The organism is Streptomyces sp. NPDC026500 (assembly GCF_055567635.1).
In genome coordinates this window covers 44,886-59,693 of sequence record NZ_JBVHQB010000007.1, presented here as the reverse complement: position 1 = coordinate 59,693, position 14,808 = coordinate 44,886, and the positions used below count along the sequence as shown (strand labels likewise).

12 protein-coding genes and 1 tRNA gene are annotated in these 14,808 nt (G+C 69.4%); 3 read left to right on the top strand and 10 right to left on the bottom strand.

From position 1 onward, the window contains the following. Window positions 1–79: 79 nt before the first annotated feature. From ACZ4N5_RS14765 to ACZ4N5_RS14750, 4 genes are all read right to left on the bottom strand, one after another. Window positions 80–550: a DUF3592 domain-containing protein gene (locus tag ACZ4N5_RS14765; RefSeq protein ID WP_467757473.1), complete on the bottom strand. Its 471-nt coding sequence runs from the start codon at window positions 548–550 to the stop codon at window positions 80–82. Window positions 551–713: 163 nt separating this feature from the next. After that, the gene (locus ACZ4N5_RS14760) at window positions 714–1,352 is read right to left on the bottom strand and encodes a lytic polysaccharide monooxygenase auxiliary activity family 9 protein (RefSeq protein ID WP_467757472.1); all 639 of its coding nucleotides are present in this window, start codon (window positions 1,350–1,352) and stop codon (window positions 714–716) included. A 184-nt stretch (window positions 1,353–1,536) separates the two neighbouring features. Next, window positions 1,537–2,724, bottom strand: coding sequence for an SPFH domain-containing protein (locus tag ACZ4N5_RS14755; protein WP_467757471.1), 1,188 nt, complete (start codon window positions 2,722–2,724; stop codon window positions 1,537–1,539). A gap of 61 nt (window positions 2,725–2,785) precedes the next feature. Next, window positions 2,786–4,126 (bottom strand): peptidoglycan-binding protein, encoded by a 1,341-nt coding sequence (locus tag ACZ4N5_RS14750; RefSeq protein ID WP_467757470.1) that lies wholly within the window; start codon window positions 4,124–4,126, stop codon window positions 2,786–2,788. A gap of 184 nt (window positions 4,127–4,310) precedes the next feature. Here ACZ4N5_RS14750 and ACZ4N5_RS14745 point away from each other — a divergent pair. The 3 genes from ACZ4N5_RS14745 to glxA all read left to right on the top strand — a co-directional run bounded on the left by ACZ4N5_RS14745 (window position 4,311) and on the right by glxA (window position 8,804). Then, window positions 4,311–4,384: transfer RNA gene (locus ACZ4N5_RS14745), tRNA-Lys, on the top strand. 533 nt (window positions 4,385–4,917) lie between these two features. Continuing rightward, complete coding sequence (locus tag ACZ4N5_RS14740; RefSeq protein WP_467757469.1) at window positions 4,918–6,867, top strand: glycosyltransferase family 2 protein; 1,950 nt, start codon at window positions 4,918–4,920, stop codon at window positions 6,865–6,867. After that, a complete protein-coding gene (glxA, locus tag ACZ4N5_RS14735) occupies window positions 6,864–8,804 on the top strand; it encodes a radical copper oxidase GlxA (protein ID WP_467757468.1) in 1,941 nt (646 codons plus the stop codon). The genes ACZ4N5_RS14740 and glxA overlap by 4 nt, the downstream gene beginning before the upstream one ends. 140 nt (window positions 8,805–8,944) lie before the next feature. Here the strand turns inward: glxA and ACZ4N5_RS14730 are convergent, their stop codons facing one another. The 6 genes from ACZ4N5_RS14730 to ACZ4N5_RS14705 all read right to left on the bottom strand — a co-directional run bounded on the left by ACZ4N5_RS14730 (window position 8,945) and on the right by ACZ4N5_RS14705 (window position 14,788). Next, window positions 8,945–9,961: a glycoside hydrolase family 6 protein gene (locus ACZ4N5_RS14730; protein ID WP_467757467.1), complete on the bottom strand. Its 1,017-nt coding sequence runs from the start codon at window positions 9,959–9,961 to the stop codon at window positions 8,945–8,947. Window positions 9,962–10,387: 426 nt separating this feature from the next. Next, window positions 10,388–11,053, bottom strand: a complete 666-nt coding sequence (locus ACZ4N5_RS14725; protein WP_467757466.1) for a class F sortase — start codon at window positions 11,051–11,053, stop codon at window positions 10,388–10,390. A gap of 1 nt (window position 11,054) precedes the next feature. Next, the gene (locus ACZ4N5_RS14720) at window positions 11,055–11,609 is read right to left on the bottom strand and encodes a hypothetical protein (protein ID WP_467757465.1); all 555 of its coding nucleotides are present in this window, start codon (window positions 11,607–11,609) and stop codon (window positions 11,055–11,057) included. A gap of 168 nt (window positions 11,610–11,777) precedes the next feature. Continuing rightward, window positions 11,778–12,557 (bottom strand): HAD-IIA family hydrolase, encoded by a 780-nt coding sequence (locus ACZ4N5_RS14715; RefSeq protein ID WP_467757464.1) that lies wholly within the window; start codon window positions 12,555–12,557, stop codon window positions 11,778–11,780. An 81-nt stretch (window positions 12,558–12,638) separates the two neighbouring features. Then, window positions 12,639–13,520 (bottom strand): alkaline phosphatase family protein, encoded by an 882-nt coding sequence (locus ACZ4N5_RS14710; protein WP_467757463.1) that lies wholly within the window; start codon window positions 13,518–13,520, stop codon window positions 12,639–12,641. 176 nt (window positions 13,521–13,696) lie between these two features. After that, window positions 13,697–14,788 carry a 2-aminoethylphosphonate ABC transporter substrate-binding protein gene (locus tag ACZ4N5_RS14705; RefSeq protein WP_467757462.1) on the bottom strand — a complete coding sequence of 364 codons (1,092 nt, stop codon included), beginning with the start codon at window positions 14,786–14,788 and terminating at the stop codon, window positions 13,697–13,699. Window positions 14,789–14,808 lie beyond the last annotated feature (20 nt).

Here is a 14,808-nt window from a genome sequence, read left to right as displayed (position 1 = left end):
CCCGACTCGGGCCGAGCCCGCCGGCCCCATCCACCCCCGGCCGGCCCCCTCTCCCCCCGCTGCCCCTCGCCAACTCCTCCTAGATCCCGCCGAAGAACCCGTCACTGTCCGCGAAGACCTGGTGGTAGGTGATCATGAAGCCGACGCAGAAGGCGACGATCACACCGAAGAACGCCAGCATGACGACGGTTCCCACGGCCGCCTTGGCGGGGCTCGGCGCCTGCGCCGTGGCCTTCTCGGGGTGCCGGGCGGTGTAGTGCACCGTGACGATGTCGCCCTCCACGATCGTCGGGCGGCCGTTCGCCTCTTCGAAGCGGATCGCACGGCCGTCGCGCGTGGTGAACTCGTATACGTGGTGCAGGGTCGTGGTGACGGAGCTGTCGTTGCCGCCTCCGCCGACCGTCGTGTACGAGCGCAGACAGCGCGCTTCCGCGGTCAGTCCGCTGTTCCAGGCGCTGCGCAGCTCCAGCGAGCGGCGCACCACCTTGGCCGCCGCGATCAGTACGACGAAGATGATCAGGCTTGGCAGGGCATAGAAAAACACACTCATGACGGTCCCCCGGTGGTCGGATACTGCTCCCCGCACGCCGACGTGGTCATGTCGACGTGCGGGGAACATACCCTCGCCGTGGGCGCCGGCGCCTCAAGGGAGGCTCAGAACTCCGGGCTCCGGCATTCCGGGCCACACGATCCCGGGCCTCGGGCCGCAGGCCTCAGAACGTGACGTCCGCGCAGGAGTAGAACGCGTTCGTCGTGTCCGCGACCGTCCACACCCCGAGGATGAGGTGGTGTCCGGTTCGGCCGCTCGGCAGGGTGCCGGTGTGCGAGAGCGTGGACGGGGGGCGCTGTCCGTTGTAGGGGACCGTCAGGAACGGGTTGGTCTCCAGGTCCGCGCGGGTCAGCGCGTGGTTCTGGTTCCAGCCGGTCTTGGTGATGAAGTACTTGAAGTCGGTCGTAGCGTGCATGGCGGTGAACTGCCAGCGGAAGGTGTAGGTCTGCCCCGCGGTCACCTTGGTCGTCGGCCAGGCCGTACCCGCGGGGGTCCTGGGCTGGTCGAGCTGGCCGAAGTTGGTGTGGTTCGCGGAGCAGATCTGACCGTCGGCCGGGCCCGCCGCCGGGAAGCCCTTGAGGCCCTCGACGCTCTGCGGCTCCCATTGGATGTCACCGCAGTTGGCGACGATGCCGCCGTTCGCGGCGCACATCTTCTGCCGGCTGAGGGGCTGGTCGGTGTAGCCGTGGGCGCTGGCTCCGCCGGTGGAGAGCACGAAGGTGCCCGCCGTGGCGAGGCCGAGAGCCGCCGCGTACAACTTCACTTTTCTGCTGGTGCGGGACTGGTTCGTCCGTGTGCGCATGCTGCCGCTCCTGGAGGACGTGGGGGATGTTCCCGTGAGCCGTGCGCGCGATGTTCAGGTCTAGACCAAGTACCAGATTATTGCGGGTAGTTGAACATGTCCATACCAATAGCGGACCTGTCCGCCCCGCCCGGTGATCCACGAGGACGCCTTCCGGCGGTCCACGCGAACACCTCCCGGCGGTCTACGAGGACACCTCCCCGCGCCCCGTGCAGAACGCAACCGTCAGGTCCTTCACCAACGCCTTGCGCTCGTAGTCGTCCAGCTCGACCAGCCCCCGCAGGGTCAGCCGGGTCACCGTGTCCTCCACCGAGTCGACGACCGAGCCGAGCACACTGTCGCGGTGCTGGGCGTCCAGGGCCGCGATCCGGCGGCGCTGCATCACGGCGGCGATCTCCGGCGCGTACTCGATCCGGGTCGGCTGCGCGGAGAACACCTCCAGCCCCACCGGGGCCGTGTCCGCGGCCACCATCCGGGTCAGCGCCTCGCCGACCGCGTCCGTGTTGCGCAGGGTCAGGTCCCTGATCACGGCGGGGGGCAGTTCGGCCGGCAACTGCGAGAGCACCCGCGAGAGCGCCGCCTCCACACACTCGCGCAGATACGTCCTGTGGTCGTCGACCGCGAGCGTGGCCCGCGCGGTGTCCTTGACGCGCCACACGACGAGCACGACCACTCGCAGTTCGACCCCGTTCGCGTCGACCACGGACATCGGCTCGCTGCGCCAGTGCCGCAGCCGTACGTCGACCCGGCGGCGCAGCACGAGCGGGTTGATCCACATCAGACCGGTGCGCCGGACCGTGCCGCGATAGCGCCCGAACAGACCGAGCACCCAGGCCCGCCCGGTCCGGCCGCGAGCGAGACCGCCGAAGCCGAACAGACCGAGGGCGCCCGCTCCGGCGTACGCCGCCCATTGCGCGGGTCCGAGCCCGGCGCCCATGTGCGCGTGCAGCTCCAGCGCCTCCTGCACGGCGGACGGCAGCACACCCGCCCACCAGGTGGTGAGGGCACATCCGGCCACACCACAGGCCCCGGCCAGCACACCCGCCGCTCCGGGCAGCACCCGTGCGGGCCGCTCCACCAGTTCGGGGTCGACCTCCGGCACCGGGCGCGGAGGTCTGCCGGGCACGGGCCGCCGGATCCTCGGCTGCTCGCCGGTGCCGCGCCGACGGCCCACGACCGCGGGCGCGAGCGGCACGGACACCGGGTCGGGGTCGTCACGGAAGAGCAGATGGACGGGGATCTCGGTGGTCGCCTCGTTCTGGATGAGCCGGCCGGACCGGTGACCGCCGCCGCACTCGGCCGCCGTGTCGGACCGGGGTTCCGCCGAGGGCTCTCCCTCGGGCTCCGGGGTGTCGGACGTCGTCGTACTCATAGCTGCCTCCATGCCTCCGCGCCTGGAAGTGTGTTCACGAGCCGTGGTGGACCCGGCCCGCTCAGGAGAAGAGACGCCGCCAGGTCTCCGGTCCCGGATATCCGTCCGCCGCCCCGCCGCGCCAGCCCTGGGCCCGCTGGAACGCCTCGACGTTGCGCCGGTCCGCCTCGCCCCAGCGCGGCCCGGGGGCGGTCTTGTAGTAGGCGCCGAACCCCTTCTTGACCAGCTGCTTTCCGAGCTGGGTGACATGGGCGGAGTTCGCCCCGGGCCGGAACACCGCGCGCCCCGGATAGCCGGGCACGGTGTGCGAGGAACCCGGACCCGCCGTCACGGCGGGGATGTTCCTGCCCTTCTTCCCGACCAGGTACGACCAGGTCTTCGGCCCCGGCAGCCCGTCCGCGTCCGCCCCCGTCCAGCCCTGCGCCCGCTGGAACGCCTGGGTGGCCCGCTGGTCCGCGGCCGACCAGCGCGGCCCCGGTCCCTTGGTGTAGAAGCGGCGAGCGCCCCGGTCCACCAGGAGCCGGCCGAGCTGGCTGACGTACGCGTTGTTCGCACCGGTCCCGAAGTACGCGACGCCCGGGTAGCGGGTCGACGTCGAGGGCAGCGGACCGCCCGCGCCCTCCGCGATCCCCTTGTAGCGATAGGGCACGTAATGGCCGGAGTTCGTCCAGTACGCGTACGGGGTGGACTTCTTCCTGGCGTGCGGCGGGGTCTGCTCGTAGGCGACGTACTGGGTGTGGGTGTAGTCGGTCCAGCCTCCGAAGATGACGACGTGCGAGCCCTTCTCGGGGTTGTCGGGGTTGTGGAAGAGCAGGATGTCGCCCGGCTGGAGCCGGTCCCGGGTGATCTTCACGCCGAAGCTGTCGAGGCTGCCGGTCCATTCGTTGCCCGGCAGGTTCCAGGCCATCGAGACGAAGCCGGAGCAGTCCTGCCGGTACCCGTCCCGCCAGTAGTCGTCCATGCTGTACGGCACCTGCGCATTGATCCATGTCATGACCCGCTTGTAGATCTCGGCCCGGGTGGTGGCGGGTGCCCTGACCTCCTTCCCCGGCCTGGCCGGCAGCGCCGGCTTCCCCGCCGGGCCGTGCAGCGGTGCCCTGTGGCCCTGGGGGGTGGTGTCGTGCCCGTCGGCCGGGGGAAGGCCGGGCCGGGCGGGTCCGTGCACGGCCGCGACCGCCGGCACCGCGCCGAGGACGGTGCCCGCCGTGGCGGCCAGCGCGAGGGCCATGGGGGTTCGCGCCACCCCCGCGAGGCCGAGGACGTGGGCGAGGGACGCCGGACGGCTCAGCGGGCCGGACGGGCCGAACCGCGAGGAAAAGGGCAGGACGCGCCGCCAGTGAACGCATCCGGGGCAGTCACAGTCACTCGCGGGATCGAGTTCCTCGAATACCGGAGTCTTCATGCGATGCCCCTCGTACTCCAGATGGAAATGTCCGCAATTCTGCACATTCGTCAGTTTCTCAACTGTCATCCGGTGTCGCACGTTGACGGTCCGAATGATGTACGGGACCGCCCCCACCTGGCATGGAGCCTCCCGCCTGGTCAGGAGCACCCCCGCGGGTCGGGTAGAGTTTTCGCGTCAGCAGGCGCCGCTAGCTCAGTTGGTTAGAGCAGCTGACTCTTAATCAGCGGGTCCGGGGTTCGAGTCCCTGGCGGCGCACCGACCGAAGGGCCTCCTCGTGACGAACGAGGGGGCCCTTCGTCATGCCCGGGAAGCCACTCACCGACGCCCGTACCGGAGCCTGCCTCGGAGCCGACATCGGACCCCTGAGCGGAGCCGGTATCGGAGCCGGCGTCGGAGCCGGCGTCGGAGCCCGGACCGGAGCCGACGTCGGTCCCCTTTTCGTACTCGCGTCCCAATAAACGCGTATGACCGGTTAACACCGCGTTTCGCATCTTGCGATCATGACGGACGACATAGAACCCTGTGCTGCAAAGGGCTGTCGATTTAGGGCAGTTGGGATAGTTGGAGTAGGGGCCGGTTGCGACTGTGAGGGGCTGGGGGCCCACTCATGAACGATGCCGAGGGGGGCGTCGCGCAACCGGAGAGCCGTCGTTTCATGTCCGTATGGTGTGAATGAGGCGATGCGACGCCGGCCGGCCAGTGAACGCGTCCGTGACGGTCCAGGGGGCCGGGCGGGCGGACGAGAACCGACGAACACGCACCCGAGCGTGCGTGCGGGGGGATGACTCATGACGTCGACGCCGACGGGCGCCCGGAAGGAATTCGACAGTACGGAGACGACCCAGCTCCGATTGCCGAACCACCGCACCAACAGCTTCCGGAAGATCAGGAAGACGCTGCCGAGGTACGACTACGAGCACTACAGCCGGCTCGCCGGTCCGCTCACCGAGCCCGATCCCGGCAAGCCGTACAAGGTGCGGTACCGCTCCCTGCTGTCGCAGGAGCCGCACCGCGTACGGGCGGCACTCATGCTGGGCGCGGCTCCGCTTCTCTCGCTGATCCTGCTCGGCTGGCTGCTCCAGCCCGTGCACTGGACCGAACGCGACTATCCCGCCTACGACTTCCTGCCGGTACTGGACACCGTGATGCTGGTGTCGATCGGCCTGATCGAGTTCTTCCGGTGCATGAACGTACTGTCCAACGCGCACGCCACCCTGGTCGCCCGCGACCCGATCCCGGTGGTGCCCGAATCCGGCACGAGAGTCGCCTTCCTGACCTCCTTCGTACCCGGCAAGGAACCCCTCTCCATGGTGACGAAGACCCTGGAGGCCGCCGTCGAACTGCGCCACCGGGGACTGCTGCACATCTGGCTCCTCGACGAGGGCGACGACCCGGAGGTGAAGGAGGTCTGCGCACGCCTGGGCGTGCACCACTTCACCCGCAAGGGCGTCGCCGAGTGGAACCGGGCCAAGGGCCCGCACCGCGTCAGGACCAAGCACGGCAACTACAACGCCTGGCTGCAGGCCCACGGCGACGACTACGACTACTTCGCCTCGGTCGACACGGACCACGTACCGCTGCCCAATTACCTGGAGCGGATGCTCGGCTTCTTCCGCGACCCGGATGTCGGCTTCGTCATCGGCCCGCAGGTGTACGGCAATTACGACAACCCCATCACCAAGGCCGCCGAGTCGCAGCAGTTCCTGTTCCACGCCCTTATCCAGCGGGCCGGCAACTTCTACGGCTCGCCGATGTTCGTGGGCACCTCCAACGCCGTACGCATCAAGGCGCTGAAGCAGATCGGCGGCCTGTACGACTCGATCACCGAGGACATGGCGACCGGCTTCGAGATGCACCGCGCCAGGAATCCGGAGACCGGCAGGAAGTGGAAGTCCGTGTACACCCCGGACGTCCTGGCCGTCGGGGAGGGACCGGGCGCCTGGACGGACTTCTTCACCCAGCAGCTGCGCTGGTCACGGGGCACCTACGAGACGATCCTCAAGCAGTACTGGAAGGGCTTCGTCACGATGCCTCCGGGCAGGCTCTTCAACTACACCATGATGATCGTCTTCTACCCGATGTCGGCGCTCAACTGGATCCTCGCCGCCCTGAGTTGCGCCCTGTTCCTCGGACTCGGAGCGTCGGGCGTGAACATCGACCCGACGGTCTGGCTGATGCTGTACGGCAACGCCTCGGCGCTCCAGATCGGGCTGTACATCTGGAACCGCCGCCACAACGTCTCGCCGCACGAGCCGGAGGGCTCCGGCGGTGTCGCCGGCATGGTGATGTCGGCGCTGTCCGCCCCGATCTACGCACGGTCGCTGATGGACGCCGTGCTGCGCCGCAAGAGCACGTTCGTGGTCACACCCAAGGGCGATTCGGCCAGCCCCGACACGCTCTTCGGGACCTTCCGGATCCATCTGTTCTTCATCCTGGTCTTCGCGGGCTCGATCATCGCCGGCTTCGTTCTCGGGCACTCCCACCCCGCGATGGTCACCTGGGGGGCCGTCGCCCTGCTGATCACCGCCTCGCCGATCCTCGCCTGGCGCTGGACCGTGCGCCAGGAGCGGAAGCGGCCGCCCGCGGCGCCCGAGGACGTCCGCGTTCCGCAGCAGGCCGTGGCGCCGCGACAGGAGCAGCACGCCCCGCACGCGCCGCAGCACAAGCCCAGCTGGGCCGCCGCGAACGGCGAGAGCGACCAGACCGTGCGGATCGCCCTTGGGGGACACAAGAAATGAAGGAGGACGGTGGCCGTCGCCGCCGGGTCCGCCGCCTCGGCATAACCGGGGCGGTGGTGCTCGTGCTGGCCGGGATGAACGGGCCGTGGCTGTACCGCTTCGGAACGGACAAGTACCACCAGTACACGATCAACAAGCCGGAGTACAAAGCCGACAACGGCCACTGGGACATCATCGACTTCCCGGCGGAGTACCGGCTCAACACGATCCACGCGGCCCTGCTGCACACCGGCAAGATCCTGCTCATCGCGGGCTCGGGCAACAACCAGGACAACTTCGACGCGAAGAGGTTCGACACCCGGGTCTGGGATCCGGTCAAGGACACGATCAAGAAGATCCCGACGCCCGCGGACCTGTTCTGCACGGGACACACCCAGCTCGCCAACGGCAATCTGCTGATCGCCGGCGGCACCAAGCGGTACGAGACGCTGAAGGGCGATGTCACCAAGGCCGGCGGGCTGATGGTCGTCCACAACGAGAACCCCGACCGGCCCATCACGCTGCCCGCGGGCAGCAAGTTCACCGGCAGGAAGAACGGCAAGACGTTCGTGTCGAAGGACCCGGTGCTCGTCCCGCGCGCCAGGAAGGTCTTCGACAAGGCGACCGGCGCGTTCCTGCACAACGACCCGGGCCTCGGCCGCATCTATGTCGAGGCGCACCGAAGTGGCCGGCGGTACGAGACCGGCACCCAGGACAACTACCGGATACAGGGCCTGACCGGCGCCGACGCCCGCAACACCTACGGCATCGCGCAGAAGCTCGCCCTGGACAAGAAGGACTTCCAGGGCATCCGGGATGCCTACGAGTTCGATCCGGTCGCCGAGAAGTACATCAAGGTCGACCCGATGAACGAGGCTCGCTGGTACCCGACGCTGACCACCCTCAGCGACGGCAAGGTTCTCAGCCTCTCCGGCCTGGACGAGATCGGCCAGCTCGTCCCGGGCAAGAACGAGATCTTCGACCCGAAGACCAGGAAGTGGACGTACACCAAGGGCATCCGGCAGTTCCCGACCTACCCGGCGATCTCGCTGATGCAGAACGGCAAGCTCTTCTACTCGGGCTCGAACGCCGGCTACGGCCCCGACGACGTGGGCCGCGACCCCGGTGTCTGGGACCTGGCGAGCAACAGGTTCACCAAGCTCCAGGGTCTGAGCGACCCGAACATGATGGAGACGTCCGGCACCGTGCTGCTGCCGCCCGCGCAGAACGAGAAGTACCTGGTGATCGGCGGCGGCGGGGTCGGGGAGTCCAAGCTGTCGAGCAGGAGGACCCGGCTGATCGACCTCTTGGACAGGAAGCCGAGGTTCGTGGACGGGCCCGAGCTGGAGAAGGGCACCCGCTATCCGCAGTCCTCGATCCTGCCCGACGACACCGTCCTGGTCTCGGGCGGTTCCGAGGACTACCGCGGGCGCGGCGACTCGAACATCCTCCAGGCGCGGATCTACGACCCGAAGGCGAACACCTTCGACCGGGTGGCCGACCCGCTGGTGGGCCGCAACTACCACTCCGGCTCGATCCTGTTGCCGGACGGGCGCGTGATGTTCTTCGGCTCCAACTCGCTCTACGCGGACAAGGCCGACACCAAGCCGGCCACCTTCGAGCAGCGCATCGAGATCTACACACCGCCGTACCTGTTCCGGGACGCGCGGCCCTCGCTGTCCGGCGGGCCGAAGACGATCGCCCGCGGCGCCTCGGCGTCCTTCACCTCGGCGCACACCTCGTCCATCAGGACGGCCCGGTTGATCCGGCCGAGCGCGTCCACCCATGTCACCGACGTCGACCAGCGGTCCATCGCCCTGGACTTCACGAAGACGAAGACCGGGATCTCGGTGACGGTGCCGAAGAACCGGAATCTCGTCGAGTCCGGCTGGTACATGCTGTTCGTGACCGACGACCAGGGCACCCCGAGCAAGGCCCAGTGGGTCAAGGTGCCCTGATTTCGCGGAGGTTGTGGGCGGGCGAGTATCTCTGTACGGGGCTGGGGGCGCCCTCCGCGAGAGGCGGGGGCGCCCCCGGCCCCGTACCGGCTGCCGCCGCCCGGACCGCTTACCGGCTGCCCCCGCTGCTCGGGCTTCCGCTACTTGGAGGCCTGCGCGAGCTTCAGGGCGTAGCCCGCCCACCAATCGCCCGCCTTCGGGCCGCCTTTGCAGGTTCCGTCCGACTCGCCCGGCCGCTTGACCCACAGATACGCGTCGACGAGCGGGTCGGCGGTCCTGGTCGTCGGGCTCTCGCCGAGCGCGCGGCCCGGCGGGTTGCACCAGTTCTCGTCGGCCTTGCCGCCCGTGTACGGGCCGTTGCCGTTGCGGCTGGTGTCGATGACGAAGTGCTTGCCGCCGACCTTCGCGGCCAGCTGCTTGCCGTACGCGATGGAGTCCTCGGTCGAGTAGAAGTTGGAGACGTTGACGGAGAAGCCGTCGGCCTGGCCGATGCCCGCCGATTGCAACGGCTGGAAGATCTGGTCGGGGTGACCCCAGCCGGCGTTGCCCGCGTCCAGATACACCTTGGTGTTCTTCAGGGACTTGAGTTTGCCGATGGCGCCCTTGAGGAGGTCGTAGCGCTCCTCCTGGTACTGCTGGGGTGTGCACTGGTTGACCAGGTGCAGGATGGCGTCCGGTTCCAGGATCACCGTGGCGGGGCGGTCCTCGATGCCCCTCGCCACCCCGTCGATCCAGGTCCGGTAGGCGTTGCCGTCGGCGGCGCCGCCCTGCGAGAACTGCCCGCAGTCGCGGTGCGGGATGTTGTAGAGGACCAGGATCGCGGCCCGGTCGGACTTCTCGGCGGCCTCGGTGAAGCCGCGCGCCTCCTGTTCCGGGTTCTCCGGGCCGATCCACTCACCGGTGGGCCGCTCGGCTATCTTGCGGATCTGCTCGGCTTCCGGGCCTTTGCCCGCCTTGACGTAGGCGGCGACCTGCTCGGCCGCGTTCCCGTGCGGATTCACCCAGAACGGGTCCGCGTTCTTCGGCTGTTGTGTGACCTTGGCTCCGGAACCCTCGTCCTGGCCGCCGTCGCCCCCGGAGGAACACCCCGCGAGCAGCAGTGCCGCCCCCAGCACCGCCATGGACGCCCGTGCCCCGGCACCCCTGTTGCCGTCCATCCGACTCCCCCTCGGGTGCACCGTCCCAAGTCTCAATCCTGACATACCTACCGCACCGCCCACGAGACCGTGCGACCCCTGTCGGAGAGCTGTTACAGCCCCGGCACCGCGGATACGCACGCCGTGCCGGGATCTGCGGCCGTCCGTCGTGGACTTGGCGTCAAAGGGTCTATGAACCGCACCGCTCATCTGTTCTAAGGTGGCCTCAAGTGGCCCCGTTGCCCGGCCAGTTGCCCGGCCTGACCGCCTCACCCCGGCGAGCGGGCCCCAAACCTCCCGCGCCGGCGCCGGGTTACTCCCGCAACCCGTGCGCGCGCGGTCGAGGATCAGCCCGGTCGGCGGCTCCGGGGGGAGCGGGTCGTCGACCGGGCCCGGTGACCGCACCGGCGCCCACACCGGCACCGGCACCGACACCCGCGCCCTGTCTCACAGTCCGCTCCCCGTGAGATACGCCGAGACGACCACGTTCGCCGTGTAGCTGTCGCTCGTCTTGTCGAAGGTTCCGCCGCAGGTGATCAGCCGCAGCTCGGCCCGCCCCGACTTCCGTACGCCGTAAGCCTGTTGGGCATCGAAATGGTCGCGCGGCAGCACCTGGACGTCGTCCACGGTGAACTCGGCGACCGTCCCGTCGTCACGCATGACCCGAATGGTGTCGCCGGGCTTGACGGAGCTGAGTTTGTAGAAGACGGCGGGGCGGGTCCGGGTGTCGACGTGACCGACCATCAGCGCGGTCCCGACGGCGCCCGGCTGCGCCCCGGCCGCGTACCAACCGACGACACCCGGCTGATCGAACGGCGGCGGATCGATCGCGCCCCGACCGTCGAGCCCGCGGGCCACGACGGGGGCCTGCACGCCCATCGAGGGAATGTCGACGCGCTGCGGACGGGCGTTCCCGAGGGGCTTGAGCGCGGGTGGCAGCCGTACCTCCGGCGGCCGTCCGACGGCCGCGATGTCCCCCGTGGTCGGCGCCGATGTCCCCAGCCGCAGATCCGTCACCTCGCGGCCCCACAGCCACAGCCCGAGCAGCAGCACCAGCCAGGCCACGCCGGTCAGCAGACGGCCGGCGCCCGGGGAACGCTCCCGTTCGGCCATGTCAGTCGCGGCCGTCGTGGCCCCGGCGCGCGCTGCGGATCGCCACGGCGACCGCGGCGACGCCCGCGAGGACCAGGCCGACCACCGCCTGCTTGGTGCCGGGTCCGGCCGCGCGGGCGTCACCCACCGTGGCGAGGCGGGCGGTTCCACCGCCGCCCGCATGCACGGGCGCGATCGGCGAGGCGGGCGCGGAGGCGCTCGGTGAGGAGTCCGGTGCCGGGACGGTGACCGTGCCCCTGACCCGGTCGTGGTGGCCGTCGCAGTCGACCCGGATGTCGTAGCTGCCGGGGCGGAGTGAGGTACGGACGCGGGTCTCGCCGACCAGTCCGCCGCCGCCCCCGCCGGTCAGCCGCGCGTCCGAGACGAACGCGTCCGAGGCCGCGGTGCCCGTCCGGCCCGCGCAGCCCATCGCCCGCAACTGGATGTCGCTGCCGGCGGCGGGGAACGCGGGGGTGACGGAAACACCGGCCGGTCCCGCGTCGGCCGCGTACGCGGCGGGCGTGAACGCGGCAGCGACCACCGCCCCGGCACAGAGAGTGAGTCGCATTGAGCTCATCGTGAAACCTCCAGATACCTGGAGACTCCCCCTCGGGGCGGCGGCCCGCATCTCCAGGGGGCCGCCACTGCTCCGTACGGGTCTGTCCGCGGCCCCGAGGGTTTCGGATCCGCCAGGAGCTGTCCGGGCTGCCCGGGAGTTCGGATGCGGTCGGCGCGCCCCGGGGATTCAGACGCGGTCAACGAGATCCGCGATCGAGTCGACGATCTTCGACGGACGGTACGGGTAGCGCTCGATCTCCTCCGGCGTGGTGAGCCCGGTCAGGACGAGGAAGGTCTCCATCCCCGCCTCCAGACCGGCCAGGACGTCGGTGTCCATGCGGTCGCCGATCATCGCGCTGGTCTCGGAGTGCGCGCCGATGGCGTTCAGGCCGGTCCGCATCATCAGCGGGTTCGGCTTGCCCGCGAAGTACGGCTGCTTGCCGGTGGCCTTGGTGATCAGCGCTGCGACCGCGCCGGTGGCCGGCAGCGGACCCTCGGTGGAGGGGCCGGTCTCGTCCGGGTTGGTGGCGATGAACCGGGCGCCGCCCTTGATCAGCCGGACCGCCTTGGTCATGGCCTCGAAGGAGTAGGTACGGGTCTCCCCGAGGACGACGTAGTCCGGTTCGTGGTCGGTCAGGACGTACCCGATGTCGTGCAGCGCGGTGGTCAGGCCCGCCTCGCCGATGACGTACGCCGTGCCGCCGGGCCGCTGGTCGTCCAGGAACTTGGCGGTGGCGAGGGCGGAGGTCCAGATGTTCTCGACCGGCACGTCCAGGCCCATGCGCTTGAGCCGGGCGTGCAGGTCCCGGGCCGTGTAGATGGAGTTGTTCGTCAGGACCAGGAAGGGCTTGCCCGACTCCCGCAGCTTCTTGATGAAGGCGTCGGCGCCGGGGATCGGCACACCCTCGTGGATGAGGACACCGTCCATGTCGGTGAGCCACGACTCGATCGGCTTGCGCTCTGACATGTGCTGGGTCTCCTGCCGTCCTGGCGTACGTACGCACTCGATCCGGGGGCGCCGGAACGACTTTGTGCCGACGCCCCCAGCCTAGTCAGGACCGCACGATCCCGACCTGGTCAGACCGGTTTCACCGATACTCCGTCGATCACCCAGTACCAGTTGTTCCCGCCGGTGTAACGGAAACGCACGCGCGCCGTCGTGGCACCGGCCGGGACCTGGAGGGTCACGTTCTCGACGCGGGAGGAGACATCGGCGGTGTACGCCTTCACCCCGACCGGCGCCGCGCCGTCGTAGGAGACGAGCACCTCGCCCTTCTGCGGGGACTCCTGGCGGTAGTAAGTGGTGTACGTGAGGGTGGCCGCGGCGCCTCCGGTGACCGGGTAGGCGGGCGCCGTAGCTGTGGCCCGCGTGGTCGACGTTGTCGAGCTGTACGAAAACCGCGTCGGGGTTGGCGTCGCGCAGCTGGGCGACCGCGCGCGAGGTGGTGCCGGTGTCGTACTCGGCGCTCGGGGTGGACACGCGGGTGTCGACCTTCGAGGAGAAGACGGTGTCCGTGAGAGGTGCCCAGGACGAGACGGCACAGGTGTTCAGGGACGGCTTCGCGGTCTCGATCCGGGTGAGGAAGTCCGGGTACCGCGCGAACTTCTGGCCGGTGAAGGTGTTGTCCTTCACGTTGTGCTTGTCGGGCCAGACGCCGGTGATGATCGTGGACCAGCCGGGGCCGGAGAGCGTGGGCGCGAGCGGGTTGGCGTAGATGCTGCTGGGCGCGGTGAGGCCCGCGGCCATCAGGGCGTCCAGGTTGGGGGCGTCGGCGTCCTTGATGCGGTTCAGCAGCGTGCCGTCGAGGCCGATGACCAGGACCTTGGGGGTCCTGGCGGCGGCGCGGGCGACGGCCGCGAACGGGTCGGCGGCGAGGGCGAGACCGGCCGCCGAGGCGAGCAGCGAGCGACGGGACATGCGTGTCGACACGTGATCCTCCGAAGGGGGGATGAAGGTGTGGGGCACGGATGGAACAGCACGGACGAACAGCTGAGGGTGAGGCGTTCGGGGCAGGGCGACGCCCCCGGTGGTTCCAGGGGCGTCGCGCGGGGTCCGGTCCTGGGGCTGGGTTCTGCCGGGGGCCGGGTACACCCGCCGGACAGGAGTCAGCTGCCGGTGGCGGACTTCCAGTCCTCGACGTACGTGGTCAGGTTCTTGTCGATGTCGGCCCAGTCCGGCTCGAAGATCTCGACGCCGTCCATGAGCCCGGTGAGGGCGATGGCGTTCGCGTCCGTCGTCTTGATGTCCTTGCGTGCGGAGAAGCCGCCGCCGATCTCGCTGACCTGCCGCTGCGCCGTGGCGGACAGCATGTAGTCGAGGAGCTTCCTGCCGTTCTCGGAGTGCGGGGCCCCGGTGACGAGGCCCGCGGCGTACGGGAGGGCGAAGGTGGTCGGCTTCCCGGCGGCGTCGGCGGCGTTGCCGGTGGCCCGCGGGAACCAGATGCCCAGGTTCGGCATGTCCTTGGACTGCGCGTAGTTCATCTGGACATCGCCGTTGGCGACCAGCAGTTCACCCTTGTCGACCTTGGGGGCGAGCTTGCCGGTGGACGCGGACGGGCCGACGTTGTTGGCCTGGAGCTTCTTCAGGTAGGCGAGCGCCGCGTCCTTGCCGCCGAAGTCGTGGATCGCCTTGATGAGCACGGCGGTTCCGTCTCCGGCGACGCCCGGGGTGGAGTACTGGAGCTTGTTCTTGTACGTCCCGGCCAGCAGCTCGTCCCAGGTGGTGGGGGCCTGCTTCAGTTCCTTCTTGTTGTAGACGAAGCCGAAGTAGTTGTTGACGACGGAGGTCCAGGTGGCGTCGGCTGCCTTGTCGGCACCGTCGACCTGCTCCGAGCCCTTGGGGGTGTACTTCTGGAGCAGTCCCTTGCCGTCGGCCTGCTGGATGAACGGCGGGAGGGTCACGAGGACGTCGGCCTGCGGGTTGGTCTTCTCGCGGACGGCCCGCTGGACCATCTCGCCCGAACCCCCCTCGACGTACTCGACCTTGATCCCGGTCTCCTTCTGGAAGTCCTTGAATACCCGGTCGTACCAGCCGTCCCCGTTCTCGCCCTTGAGGCCGTCCGCGCTGTACACGGTGACCACCTTGGCGTCGGAGGCGGCGGAGTCCCCGCCGCAGGCGGTGAGGGAGCCGGCGAGGGCGAGGACGCCGATGACGGCGGCGATCGGAGTGAGGTGCCGCGGACGCGCGTTTGCAGGCATGGCGAGGTGAACTCCTTGCG

Bases quoted from the DNA above. Each gene is read 5' to 3' on its own strand.
- ACZ4N5_RS14720 (WP_467757465.1), bottom strand. From the start codon at position 11,609: ATGAGCTCAATGCGACTCACTCTCTGTGCCGGGGCGGTGGTCGCTGCC.
- ACZ4N5_RS14760 (WP_467757472.1), bottom strand. From the start codon at position 1,352: ATGCGCACACGGACGAACCAGTCCCGCACCAGCAGAAAAGTGAAGTTG.
- ACZ4N5_RS14750 (WP_467757470.1), bottom strand. From the start codon at position 4,126: ATGAAGACTCCGGTATTCGAGGAACTCGATCCCGCGAGTGACTGTGAC.
- ACZ4N5_RS14705 (WP_467757462.1), bottom strand. From the start codon at position 14,788: ATGCCTGCAAACGCGCGTCCGCGGCACCTCACTCCGATCGCCGCCGTC.
- ACZ4N5_RS14740 (WP_467757469.1), top strand. From the start codon at position 4,918: ATGACGTCGACGCCGACGGGCGCCCGGAAGGAATTCGACAGTACGGAG.
- ACZ4N5_RS14725 (WP_467757466.1), bottom strand. From the start codon at position 11,053: ATGGCCGAACGGGAGCGTTCCCCGGGCGCCGGCCGTCTGCTGACCGGC.
- ACZ4N5_RS14715 (WP_467757464.1), bottom strand. From the start codon at position 12,557: ATGTCAGAGCGCAAGCCGATCGAGTCGTGGCTCACCGACATGGACGGT.
- glxA (WP_467757468.1), top strand. From the start codon at position 6,864: ATGAAGGAGGACGGTGGCCGTCGCCGCCGGGTCCGCCGCCTCGGCATA.
- ACZ4N5_RS14730 (WP_467757467.1), bottom strand. From the start codon at position 9,961: ATGGACGGCAACAGGGGTGCCGGGGCACGGGCGTCCATGGCGGTGCTG.
- ACZ4N5_RS14755 (WP_467757471.1), bottom strand. From the start codon at position 2,724: ATGAGTACGACGACGTCCGACACCCCGGAGCCCGAGGGAGAGCCCTCG.
- ACZ4N5_RS14765 (WP_467757473.1), bottom strand. From the start codon at position 550: ATGAGTGTGTTTTTCTATGCCCTGCCAAGCCTGATCATCTTCGTCGTA.